The organism is Prosthecobacter sp. (genome assembly GCF_049294395.1).
GTDB lineage: Bacteria > Verrucomicrobiota > Verrucomicrobiia > Verrucomicrobiales > Verrucomicrobiaceae > Prosthecobacter.
Genome location: NZ_JBAQCR010000445.1, coordinates 78,845 through 90,871, shown reverse-complemented (window position 1 = coordinate 90,871; position 12,027 = coordinate 78,845). Strand labels below are relative to the sequence as shown.

Genomic DNA, 12,027 nt, shown 5'->3' with positions numbered 1-12,027 from the left:
ACTCCTTGCCCTAGGCCTTCGGCCATGCCGGGCTCCTCACCCTCGCCGCCGATGCCGCCGCCCAGGCCGCCCATGACACTGGCGACACCACCGCCGCCTCCACCGCCGGCCAGACTCGTCACACTGCTGAGCATACCACCTGCACCGCCGCCGCCACCGAGACCGCCTGCAAGACTGGCGATACCACCACCGGCACCTCCGCCCCCACCTGCCAAACTGGTCACGCTGCCAAGAAGATCTCCACCCCCGCCACCACCCAGGCCACCTGCCAGACTGGCGATACCACCACCGGCACCTCCGCCCCCACCCGCCAAACTGGTGACACTGCCAAGAAGATCACCACCACCGCCCATGCCGCCCACGCTGCTGAGGATATTGCCGGGACCACCGGAGTCGCCCCCTGCTCCCCCGATGCTGCTGACCGCACCGTCCACCGCCGTGTCAGCCGCGCCGCCCACGGCTCCGCCCACTTGACCACCGACTTCTGAACCTACCTGGTTGCCAATCTGGCCGCCTATCTGACCGCCGACCTGCTGTCCCACAGCGGAGCCGACAGCATTCCCGACGACAGGCACGACGGTACCAATGGCACCACCGATAGCACTGCCCGCCGCCTTGCCGCCCGCCGTCCCCACGGCTTTTCCAGCAGCACCACCCACTTGTGATCCGACTCCCTGGCCCAGGGACTCTCCGATTCCAGCTTCTTCTTGTTCTTCAGGCATATGGTTAAAGTTTGAGTGTTTTTTTAAGGAGCCACGTTGAGAGGTTGCTTGCCAAAGGAGTGCACGTGCGAAACAAGCACCGGCCCCAGCGAGTGCCCTTCCGGCAGATCCGCCATGACGTAGTAGTGCGTCCACAGCTTGCCCGCGTCGCGCTTGCCCACGCCTTCGGCCCAGAGACGCACCTCTTTGCCGGTCATCTCACGCGGCAGGCGCTTGATGTGAATGTTGGACTTCACCCATCCTTTCTTGTCGTGATAGACCCAGAAGTGGACGCTTGTGGCCACAGGCAGCACATCGTCATCATTGAGGTAGGCAGGCGGCGGCATGGCGCATCCGGCCAGCATCAGGGCGCAAAAAATCGTGAGGAGGTGCTTCATTTTCTAGACTTGGATTTCATCATTTCTTCACCGCGCTTGCGCCAGGGCTCGCCCCATCGGTTGTAGGCATACAGCACCGGCAGGGCCAGAAACCCGGCCACCGCCGCCGCATTGCGCCCGGTGTACAGCGCACCGGCCATGAACAGCAGAGCGAAGGCATAGCGCCGCACTTCCGTTCGGTGAGTGTGGTAGTGATCAAGTATCGATGACCAGGTGACCATGCTGGGCGACAAGAGTTCCGTTGGTTTGCTGGCCGCTGAGCAGCGCGTTGCGCAACGCCTCGCGGCAAAAAGTCTCCACCGTGCTGCGCATCCGGCGCACGCCGAGCCGGGGCTCCACTCCATTCGCCACCATGATCTCAAGCACGCCTTTGCCCGCAGTGAGATTGTAGCCTTTCGATTTCAGGAGCTTGAGCTCCTTGTTCAGCATGATCGTGGCGATTCGCTTCTGGGAATCGTAGCCGAGCTTTTGAAACACGCAGCGCACATTGAAACGTGCCAGCACTTCAGGCCGGAGCTCCGCCGCAGCCAGATCCTCAATGAAGCGCTCCACCGTGGCGATGGGGCTGTTCTTCAGCTCCATCAGCGCTTCAGCTCCGATGTTGGAAGTGGCCACAATGTAGAAGTTGCAGAGATTCAGCGTCTCCCCGTTGGCGACGGTGATGCGTCCTGCATCCAGCACCTGAAGGAAGATGTCGAGCACACGCGGGTGTGCTTTTTCGATTTCGTCAAAGAGGATGAAGCCCCGCCCTTCAGCGCGGTCATAAAAGCGGCCAATGTTGCCCCGGCTGTTTTCATTCTGGCCCAGCAGGAGCTGGAGAGACTCCTGGTTCTGATACTCGGACATGTCGAGGCGGATGCAATGCTTCTGCACATCTCCAAAAATATGTTCACATAGCAGCAGCGTGGTTTCGGTTTTCCCGACACCAGTGGGGCCAAGGAAAAGAAAGGTTCCCTTCGGGCGTCCGGGATCGCTCAGCCCCAGCTCACCGTTCTGCACGATTGGCACCACCTTGGGAATGACGTGCCCCTGCCCGATGATGCGTTCTTCGAGAAAGCCGGGAAGCGCCTGGATATGGGCTAGGTCAACAGGGGGCGTCATGGCACTATTTCTTTTGGAACAGTCCCTGGCTGGAGCTGCGGATGCGCAGGCGCTCGGCCTGCTCCAGTTCATCGATGCGTGTCTGCGCCTGCTTGAGCTGCTCACTGAGGGCGGTGCGTTCCTGAAGGGTTGTTTCGAGGAAGTCCTTGATGTCGGCCACGCCCTTTTCCGCCTGCTCAAACTCGCTCTTCTTCTTCATCAGTTGAGTGCGCAGTTGATCGAGATCCGTCATCGATTTGCGCAGGCTGAGGGATTTGGCCGCAAGCGCCTCACGCTCTTGTTTGATCAGGGTGTCGTCCGGCATGTCCTTGCGGGCTGGATCAACGATGCCGAGCACGACACCGCGCGAATCCATCGGCGTGGCGGGCAGCCGCGTATCCCAGCGCGCCGGCTGCTCCAGCCGGTAAACAGTGTGCGCCTCATGCATCTCGCGGCGGTCCTTGCTGGGCAGTCGGCCAAGGTGGTAGGCATGCACCTGCTCTCCGAGACGGACGCGGGAAACATCATGCGGATCCAGTGAGCGGCCCTTCGGCCAGTCGGACAGCACGTTTCTGCTGTAGGTCGGGATGTAGGCCAGCTCAGGATCATCGGCCGGACGCACCAGAGGATCTTCAGAGAGTTTGACGCTGCTCGATTTACACGCTGTGAGAAGAGCGCACAGGATCAAGGCGGCACAGGGCAGGCTGGCTTCGAGAAGCTTGCGGTTCATGGTTTGCTGCTGCTGGGAGTGGGAGTTGTGGAAACGGCGGGGGGGCTTGCTGCGGTGTCCGAAGGCTTGGAGATGAGTGCGCGCACCTCCTGGATCTGATCAGCCGTCGCCTGCTGCTGGCGGTTTTTTTCGGCTTGTGCGTTCGCCACGGCGCTCTGCTGGCTCTGGGCGGCATTCTCAGCCTGGGCCTTGGCGTACATCTCCTCATCCAGCTGCCAGCTGTTGATCGGCTGGTTCTTTTGTTTCAGACCGGCGATGCTGGCCATCTCCGGCTCGAACACGTCTGTGGTGTAAATGTAGAACTGAGTGCCGGCGGCGACACGGACGAAATCAAGATCCTGGGCAAGCTGCGTGGTCAGGAGCTTCGAGTACGCGGATGCGGCCTGCGCACCACCGCCGAGCGCGGCGTTGGTCGTGTTGTTCTGCGGCACGAGTCCATAGATGCTTTGAAACTGCTGCCGGTTGTTGTTCATGATGCCCTGCAATGCTTCGGCGATGAGGATTTTCACCTGCGCGTACTGATCGTTTTGAACGATAACGCCTTTGATGCCGGCGGAGCCGTCGGTGATGGCATAGGTGTCATCACTGAGACGTTCGTGATCAAGGGCCACGCCACCGATGCTGTACTCCCGGCCATCCTCCCAAATGAAGGTGAAACCGCCTGCGACCTCGATGCGATCCCGGATGCGTCCTTTGCTGGCCTTGGCATGCACCTGCGTGCCGGCAGGAAGAACGAGCTGACGGTTCCAGTAAATGTCTTCCGTGACCAGGCCGAGCACCGGCGTCTGCAATGACGAAGAGTCCACAGTGATGACCAGCGCCGCCTTGATGAGGATGCCTCGCGGAGCGAAGAGCTTCGGCGTCGTCGGCACAAAAGGCTCCGAGACAGCATTGCTCACGTGCACCAGCTTGGGAAAGGGGGGGGGCTTGTCCGCTTTATTCTTCTGCGTGCCGGAGCCGGATGAAATCAGGCTGGGCGGCGCGGGCTTCTTGGGAGGAACAACGAAGCGCTCCACCTGCTGGTCACTGCCGATCATGGCCGTGCGCTTTTCCCCGAGGTTCACCGTCTTTGATTCTGCGACCAGCGTGAGCTCGGCTGGAGGCTTTCCGTCCTTGGTGGGCTTGGCCGCCGGCGGCGCGTTGACTGAAGCCGCAGGCTGCTTGCTGAAATAAAAGGCCACCCCGGCGATGGCGACCACCACAACGAGCAGCATCATCTGCACGGCCGGTTTCTGGAATTGTTGCATCATGGCAGTGGGAGAAGTTCCGGGTTATTTGCCGTCCGCTGCGGCATCGAGTTCGGCGGCGTCCGCGCTGGAAAGCGGCGGCAGCAGCGCCGGCTGACGTCCGGGTTCTGGCAGTTCAATGCGGAAATCCTGATTGATGGAAAGCCCCTCACGGCTCCCGCCAGGGCCGCCCTGCAACACCACATCCATGGCGACGCGCTGACCTGGGGCGACAGTGTTCGCGCAGTCCACCAGCTGGCAGTCATAGCTGCGGCTGCCGACACGCACCTTGGTGCCCGCAGGATCAAAATCGAACTCCTTGGCACCGTTGTTGGTCAGCCAGCAGCGGAAGACAGTGAGGTCTTTGGCCGGGCTGCGCTGGATCTCATAAATGGTCGTGACGAGATCCTTCGCGGTGGAGGTCATCATCAAGCCGTTGCGCTCCTGCCAGCCAGTGAAGAGGCCGGGATTGAGCGGCTCCAGCGCCTTGCGGTTGCGCACCTTGCTGAGCATCCCCACAAGTTCCTCGGCGTTGTATTGAATGCGGGACTCCACCACTTTGTCCTGCGTCACTTCCACCGTGCTGTTGGTCGGTGCTGGCGGAGAGACAATCACAGCAAGGTTGGCCTCATCCGCTGGAGTGAAACGAAGAAGGTAGATGTTGCGCGTGGTGCGCACCGTGGCGTGGCAGGGCTCTCCGGTCTTGATGAGGCGGACGACGAGCGTGTCTCCGATCACATTCTCATAATGCACGATCCCCACCTTCGTCGCGGTCATCTGATTGACCTGTGCGGGGTCGGTGACGAGGCCGTAGCCCGTGAGCAGGCTGATCTTCTCCGGAAAGGTGATGGTCGTGGCGACATTGCTGTTGATGGCGATGTCGTGAACGAGGTTCTTGGGGTCCAGGCGCACAAGTTCCCGACCGGGCTGCACCTGCGCGGACACCTTGAGTGCCGCCGTGAAGACGCAAACGAGAAGAAGCCAAAGCCAGCTGGAAGTGCGTGAGTTCATGATTCGCTGATGGGCTCCAGGCTAAGTTTGCCCAAGGTCTCCACCTGCGAGGGGAAGCCTTTGTTGGAATTGATGTTCGTGTTCTGATGCCAGAGAACGGTGAGCGTGAATCGGTAGGTCTCCTGCTTCTCCTTGCCGCTGAAAAAGCTGCGTCGGTGGATGAGGCCCGTGGTGACGGTCTTCACGCGGGTGTTGGTCGCCGCTTTGATCTCCGTTTTCTCCACAAGGGAGGTCTGGTCCACCTTCTGGCTCTGGAAGTACTTTTGCTCCTTCTGCACCTCCTTGCGAATCTCCGTCAGTCCCGGCGTCTCATGCTTCTCATTTTCCCAGCACAGCTTGTTGAGGCGCTCCTCGTGGATAAGCCCCTGCGGGTTGCGTTCCAGCAGGGTCTCCGCCAGTATGCTGCTCATCTGGATGTGCATGGGCGTCATCTCCATGTACACATTCCCCGGCGGCACGTAGTAAGCACCAGCGGTGTCCATGACCACAAATGGCGGGCGCTGCCTCAGCGCTTCCGACATGAGCATGACATAGCCCGCACAGGCCGCTCCCACCATGCAGGCCACGAGAAACCAAAACACGGCGGTGCGATCCCTGATGATCAGGGTGTCAATGGCGCTGCGCTTTTTCTCTTGCGGTGCTGACATGGGTCTGGGGATTACTCGATGTTGGAGGTTGCAGTGATGGAGTACTCGATGTTTGTGCAGACGAAGGGAAAGCGCCGGCTGTCCCGGAGGTTTTGATTCCTCTCCCACGTCTGCCGTGCCGTGACTGCGAAGGATTGATTGACCGCCTCATTGGTCGTGGGATCCAGACTCACCCGCACAAGCTGGCCCTGCGCCACGGTTTCAGCTTCGCCATTGGGAAAGTGCTGCACACGCACCTGGCCCACTTCCATCACCTGATGAATGTGCCGGGTGTGAAAATCATAATACGACTCCTGCAGTTCTTTCTCCACCTGGTCCATGCCAGCACCGGCATAAAGCAATCGAAGCCGCTCTCCTGTCAGAGCTCCCTTGGGTCCTCGGTTGAGGAACGTTTCCAACGCCAGCCGCGCATGGTAGTCCACTAACTCGTCCAGATCCTGCTGCTGCAGGGAACGATCCAGATAGACGAAGGATTTTTCGATCGGCACGTAGAGCATGCTGCCACGGCTGGACACCGCCACGTCATACACATACCAGCCGGTGATTGCCAGGCAGCCGCAGGCCACCATGAACCAGAAAAGCGCCAGCTTTTCCTTGGAGATAAAGATGTCAGCCACGCCTTTCATGTCATTCCCCTCCTGCCAGGCCTCCTATTTGGTTGCCCACTCCAGTGACCGCGCCCGTGGCACCGCTGATGGCCGAAGATGCGGTGCTGCCGCCAGGAACCATCCCGACCACCGAACTCGCCACCGCACCGCCCGCGCTCACACCGCCCATCGCTGCACTGACCGCCTGGCCGGCAAAGGCCGTGCCGATCTGCGCTCCCGAAAGGATTGCCTTCTGAATCAGACCCGGCGCCTTGAAGATCACAAACATGATCCAGATGGCCACCGCAATCACGAGCACAAAGATGGCGATGACCTCCACCCCAATGCCAAACCCGGCGAGGTTCAGCGTGGCACAGATCAACGTGATGATGTCAATGCCGATGGTCAGCAGTGCGTCCGAAAGCATGAGGCCGATCCCCCAACCCAGCGGCCAGAAACAGATCCCAAGAAGCCCCATGAAATAGGTCTGCGCCGTCCCCTTGGTGTCTTCATACAAAAGCATGCCAAAAAAGATCGGCGATGCGGCCGCACCGATGTACAAGGCCATGATCTGCACCTGGTAGGCAAAGAAGAAAATAACGTAGCAGATCAGACCGATGACGATCATGCAGAACGCGGCAATGATGTTGGCGATGTAATCGATGATCGCCAGCGGATCGACAATGAGCGCCGTGAGCGCACTGGCATCAGTGTCGATGTCCATGTCACTAAAACTGTCCCCAAAATTTTCAAACAACCCGATGGGGTCCACTCCCAGGTTGGCCAGCAGGTCATCTGAAAGCGCTGTTCGCACATCCACCACCAGGAATTCAGGAAAGAATGGCATGATGGAGCACACCAGACCCATGGTCAGGATCTGTCCGAAGGCCCCGTCAAAGCTGCCGCCCATGATTCCTTTATAGGCGATCATCAGCAGTCCCAGAAAGGCGAGCGTGAAAGCGAAGATCTGCAGTGCATCAAAGATGTCAGCACACGTGTTCTGCAAATCGGTGTAAAACGTTTCCATGAGACCGAACGCCCCGGCAAATCCCTGGCCGGCGGCAAGGATGGGCATGCTGTTCAGTAGGTTCATGGCGGCGTGTGAGGTGAAATATCCGAAGGACCGTGGTTACTTTTTACCCCAGCCCAGATTGCTGAAGGGGCTGGTCGTCGAACCGGAAGAAGAAGATGACCCGCTGCCGGAGCCGGAGCTGCTTTTGGCCTTGTCGGCGGTGTGCTTGCGCTCCAGATCGCGCTCTTCACCTTTCGCCTTTGCTTCCACCTGCGACTGCAGCTTCAGCTTTTCCATCAGCACGTCGTAGTCCAGCTTGCTCTTCGCCACATCGGCCTTGGCGCTGGCAATCAGCGCATCAGTGGTGCTGATCGCCGTCTGCAGCTTCAAGATGCTGGCCAGATCGGAGGCGGAGTTCAGCTGATCAAACAGCGCGGGGCGCTGCTCTTCGAGCGCAGTGATGCGCTCATCCGCCTCACGGGATTTTTGCGCCAGTGCCTCCAGATCCCCGCTGAGCGCGCCATGAATTTTGTACAGGGAGGGATCTCGGTCTGCGGTCTCGCCATCCTTGAAGGTCACCGTTGGGTTGACGGCAGCGACGAGACCGTAGGCGTTGTCGCCAAAGGCTTCCGCGCCCGTCGTGGCACGGATGCGGTCTTCACGCGCAACGCCATTGGCGGCCGCCTGTGCAGATTTGGTGATGTCCTGCTTGATGAGATCCAGCAATGGCAGACTGACCGTGGCGGGGTCTCCCATTCGAGTCAGCTGATCAGTCAGCGACTGCGACTGCTTCTGCGCCTCATCCAGCTGCTGCTGCAGCATGCTCATGATGCTCTGCGTATTCGTGTTCGTCTGCTGGATGAGCGCGTTGTCGATGACTTCCTGCACCGGCGACTGGGCACCGGCGCTGTGGCTGAACAGAAACAGCCCGAAGGCGAAACATGCTGATGTTTTCATGGTGTTGCTGGGGTGGGTGAACGGAGAAAAGGGTTATTCAACAACCTCGATGACGACCTTGCGCGGCTCGACGAGCACGCCGTCCGTGGTCACATGCTCTGGCACGGGCACTTCGTAATAGCGGCGCTGCACACCATCGCCGCTGCTCGGGCGCTCGGCATCACGTTTGAGCCAGTAGAGGTCCTTGATGGCGTCACTCCGGCCCTTGTTGTACCCGTCGAGATACTTCTGCCGCACCTCGTTTTGCGCCATGGAATCCGAGATGGCACCGGCGGCATATCCCGCTACGGCCCCGGAGATAAGACCAGCATGGCTGCTGAGGCCGCCACCGCTCCCACCGCTGGAACTGCTCGTCGTCGTGGTGCCCCCAGTCGTGGAGGATGAACTGCTGCTGCCGTTGTTGTTGCTCTTGAGAAGGCGGTCGCCCACGATGGATCCGAGGATGCCACCGGTGGCGGCACCGACGAGCCCCTTGTTCACGCCGCCGCTCGCATTGGAGCACGCGGTGAGCAGCGAGGACATGCTCACGAGAAGGATGAGGATGGTCGTTTTCATTTCTTCGATTTGGCTTGGCTGAGAATCATCTTGTAGGCGTCGCCGCCGTAGTTTTTGAGCTCGGCGTTCTGGCGTTCAAAGGCCTCCCCGGAGGTGGCGGAGGCCAGGATCATCTCCTTGGACGCCTGATGTCGGCCGATGGCGATGCGCGGCCTTCCGGTGGCCTCGTGGTAGTACACAAAGGAGCCGTAAGGGTCGGACTTCATCTCCGAGGGATCAGGGAAACTCGTCACCTGCTTCTTGGTGATGGAAGGAATGCGGAAGCCTTCGCTCATGCTTTCCACATCACGCTGATCGGGCTGCTTGAGCATGAACATGATGCGTGAGTTGCCCACGACAGAGGAGCGCACTGGGTGGTCCTTGATGCGCTGGAACTGCTGAATGATCGAGAACACCCAGCAGGAATACTTGCGCATACGCTCATAGTACTCACGCGTGATGCGATCCCCGTCCGGCATCGCGAGGAAGGCGGAAAGCTCCTCCAGGATGACGCGCTTGCGGGTGGAACGCGGGCGGCTCATGATCTCTTTGCGCAGGTCATTCGTGATGAGGAACGCGGCAACCGTGCGCAGCTCCTTGGCAGACTCGGGAATGTACGACAGCTCGAAGTGGACCACTTTGCCGCTCAGACTGACATTGTTCACACCATCCAAAATGGCCCCGTAGCGGCCCGTGCGGCTCCACGGCTCCAGCAGCATGCGCAGCAGGCCGATGTCCGGGTGGGCGCGCCGCTGCCGGCTTTCCAGATTCAGCAGCTCCACAAACTGGCTGTGCGTCGGCATGTCCTCCGCTTTCATCAGCGTGTAGGCCATGCTCATCAGGTCCCATTGATTGCCCGGGTTGTTGAGGAAATCTTCCAGCAGGCCCTGGTCCACCGCCATACGGTCGAATTCAGTGGCCATGGTGTCCCCCTCCATGAGGCTTGAGCGGAAATCCATCCACGCATCCGCCAGCACTGTGCCGCTGGGCATGCGTTTTTTGCGCCATTCATCGGCCACCGCCACACGGCGCGCCGCCTCGGCACGGCCCTCGGCATTGTGACTCGCCCAGGTTTCAAACTGATCGATGTAGAGACGCTCGATCTGCTTTGCCAGCAGCGCCTGGCGGATGCGGTCCTTGTCGATGTCCGGCGGAGGACCTGCCATGAGATGCGCCACCGCCGTGGCACCCCCGAGCTGGTCGGAGCTCAGCGGCAGTCCGCGCGTGTCGAAGTAATTGAACGTCAGATTGCCGTTCGGCTGCACGATGATCGGCTCGCAGCCATAGAGCCGGGTGAAAAGGTTGTAGGAAAGGCCTTCCTCCACGATCGCAGTGAAGTCGTAATACGGCGCCGTCTGCGTGAGAAGGTCGATGGTGAAGACCGATTTCCCAGCACCTGACGCTCCGAACATGATGCCGTGCTCCGGACGCATCGCACCTTCCTTGCCAACGAAAGTCGTCGTTCCCACCAGCGCGCCGCGCGGGCCGTCGTAGATCGCCTCGGCTTCATCGAGGTCACCGGTCGGTGTGCTGGAAATGGGCAGCATGTCCGCGAGATTCACGTCCTCGACGTACAGCTTGAAGTCGTTGTAGTTGGCCCAGCTCCAGCCGGGCATGCAGAGTTGCCAGTAGTTGCGCACACTCGTCGGCAGCGTGGGCTCATAGGACTGCGCGCCGCCCAGTTTCAAAATGGAATTCCGAATCGCCGAGAGCTTGCTGGAGCACACATCCGCGTCCTTGTCCCACACGCGCACGATGAGGTGCATGCGGTAGGGCACCACTTCATTCGTGCTCAGGCGCCGGATACGGGTGCGCAGTTTCAGCAGCGTGGCTTCGAGGGAGGGCGTGATCTTGCCGCGCTCCAGTCGCGCGACCTTGCCTTCCGTGGCGATGCGGTCCTTCTCCACATCCCCGGCCTCAATGTTGGTGATGATCTGGTAGTCCAGGATGTCCAGCTGCGTGAGTGTGCGCATCATCCCGATGTAAGTGAACTTCGGCATGCTCTTCACCACGCAGATGCCCTGGTAAAAACCATCCATCTTGAAAGTGGAGGAACCCATGCGCACAGGAGCCGCCTCACTGTTAAAGCACATGTCGCAGACGGTCTTGCTCGGATCGTAGAGGTCTTCGAGCTTGAGCGCCTCGTTTTCAAACGCGCTCGGATTGAAGTAGCGATAGAAAGCCTCGAAGTGCTCCATGTCATTCATGGGCATCACCCGGCCGCCAAGGCTGCCAAACTGCTGGCGCAGGGCCTCCTCCAGCTCTCCCTGCTCGCGCTTCGCGGCCTGCAGCAGCTCTTCATAATACTGCCGCCCGCCGCCCATGGACTTGCCCTGGATGCGTGAGGTAAAATAAAACTGCAGATGCTCGCGGCGCAGCTTGTGCTCGCGAATTTTTTTATCGTAGCGTTGGTAGCGTTCCTCACGCTGCCGGGTGGACCACCGGTCCTGCGGCAGCTCCTCCGTCTTCTGGCGGTATCGTTCCAGCTCCTTGCGGTAGTCGCTGTCCACGCTCCATGAGACTTGCAGCCGCAGTTCCGGACGCACCATGCGCAGCAGCACGCGCAGGTTGTCCTCCAGAGACATGAGCCAGCTGGCGTCCGTGTTCTCTGTATCCGGCATTTCGATGTTATACCCCTTGCCGATGGCACCGCCACGCTGGAGGCCCCGATAGATGATGAGATCCTCGTCGAGGTAGGAATTGATGAACTTCGCCATCCGGGGAGGATTAAATAGGTGGGTCTTTGGTGGGATCATCGACCCATGGCAGGGCGATGGGCTCCACCTTGTTGGGGGCGAAGTAGGGTGCTTTGGCGGCCTTGATAATGAGCCATTCAAACAGTTCCACGTCGTAGGAGGGTGGCTTCCCCTGCTTCAATCCGAAGCAGTAGAGAGAGACCAGCACCAGCGGCACTGAGGCCGCCAGGATGGCCACCGATATGTTGGCATCCGGCGCATTGGCCATCTTTTGGAAGATCATCAGCGCCATGCCGAAGGCGAGAATAAACCACAGCGCGTTGGCCCCCTCGAAACCGGCGATGCCCTGCTGGGAATCGCGGCCTTCGTTGGTTTCGTGCAGTTTGACGCCTTGTTGTTCCATGGTCGGATCGCCGAAAAGTGACAACGGCCTCCCAGCCCTGATGTA

13 protein-coding genes and 1 pseudogene are annotated in these 12,027 nt (G+C 60.0%); all 14 read right to left on the bottom strand.

The window, feature by feature from the left end; all coding sequences use genetic code 11:
• A pseudogene (locus WAW39_RS30480) lies at positions 1 to 722 on the bottom strand (PE family protein); the annotation flags it as partial.
• Positions 723 to 745: 23 nt separating this feature from the next.
• Complete coding sequence (locus WAW39_RS30475; protein WP_422323592.1) at positions 746 to 1,099, bottom strand: hypothetical protein; 354 nt, start codon at positions 1,097 to 1,099, stop codon at positions 746 to 748.
• On the bottom strand, positions 1,096 to 1,320 hold the full coding sequence (locus WAW39_RS30470) for a hypothetical protein (RefSeq protein WP_422323590.1): 225 nt from the start codon (positions 1,318 to 1,320) through the stop codon (positions 1,096 to 1,098). The genes WAW39_RS30475 and WAW39_RS30470 overlap by 4 nt, the downstream gene beginning before the upstream one ends.
• Entirely contained in the window at positions 1,295 to 2,200 is a 906-nt protein-coding gene (locus WAW39_RS30465) for an AAA family ATPase (RefSeq protein ID WP_422323588.1), read from the bottom strand. Before WAW39_RS30465 ends, WAW39_RS30470 begins: the two co-directional genes overlap by 26 nt.
• 4 nt (positions 2,201 to 2,204) lie before the next feature.
• The gene (locus tag WAW39_RS30460) at positions 2,205 to 2,909 is read right to left on the bottom strand and encodes a hypothetical protein (RefSeq protein ID WP_422323586.1); all 705 of its coding nucleotides are present in this window, start codon (positions 2,907 to 2,909) and stop codon (positions 2,205 to 2,207) included.
• Complete coding sequence (locus WAW39_RS30455) at positions 2,906 to 4,159, bottom strand: TrbI/VirB10 family protein (RefSeq protein ID WP_422323584.1); 1,254 nt, start codon at positions 4,157 to 4,159, stop codon at positions 2,906 to 2,908. Before WAW39_RS30455 ends, WAW39_RS30460 begins: the two co-directional genes overlap by 4 nt.
• Before the next feature lie 21 nt (positions 4,160 to 4,180).
• Positions 4,181 to 5,146, bottom strand: coding sequence for a hypothetical protein (locus WAW39_RS30450; protein WP_422323582.1), 966 nt, complete (start codon positions 5,144 to 5,146; stop codon positions 4,181 to 4,183).
• A complete protein-coding gene (locus WAW39_RS30445) occupies positions 5,143 to 5,793 on the bottom strand; it encodes a hypothetical protein (protein ID WP_422323580.1) in 651 nt (216 codons plus the stop codon). The genes WAW39_RS30450 and WAW39_RS30445 overlap by 4 nt, the downstream gene beginning before the upstream one ends.
• 11 nt (positions 5,794 to 5,804) lie before the next feature.
• Positions 5,805 to 6,410 (bottom strand): hypothetical protein, encoded by a 606-nt coding sequence (locus tag WAW39_RS30440; RefSeq protein ID WP_422323578.1) that lies wholly within the window; start codon positions 6,408 to 6,410, stop codon positions 5,805 to 5,807.
• A gap of 10 nt (positions 6,411 to 6,420) precedes the next feature.
• On the bottom strand, positions 6,421 to 7,473 hold the full coding sequence (locus WAW39_RS30435) for a hypothetical protein (RefSeq protein WP_422323576.1): 1,053 nt from the start codon (positions 7,471 to 7,473) through the stop codon (positions 6,421 to 6,423).
• 36 nt (positions 7,474 to 7,509) lie between these two features.
• On the bottom strand, positions 7,510 to 8,349 hold the full coding sequence (locus WAW39_RS30430; RefSeq protein WP_422323574.1) for a hypothetical protein: 840 nt from the start codon (positions 8,347 to 8,349) through the stop codon (positions 7,510 to 7,512).
• Positions 8,350 to 8,382: 33 nt separating this feature from the next.
• A complete protein-coding gene (locus WAW39_RS30425) occupies positions 8,383 to 8,904 on the bottom strand; it encodes a hypothetical protein (protein ID WP_422323572.1) in 522 nt (173 codons plus the stop codon).
• A complete protein-coding gene (locus tag WAW39_RS30420; RefSeq protein WP_422323570.1) occupies positions 8,901 to 11,600 on the bottom strand; it encodes a hypothetical protein in 2,700 nt (899 codons plus the stop codon). The genes WAW39_RS30425 and WAW39_RS30420 overlap by 4 nt, the downstream gene beginning before the upstream one ends.
• Before the next feature lie 10 nt (positions 11,601 to 11,610).
• Entirely contained in the window at positions 11,611 to 11,982 is a 372-nt protein-coding gene (locus WAW39_RS30415) for a hypothetical protein (protein WP_422323568.1), read from the bottom strand.
• Positions 11,983 to 12,027 lie beyond the last annotated feature (45 nt).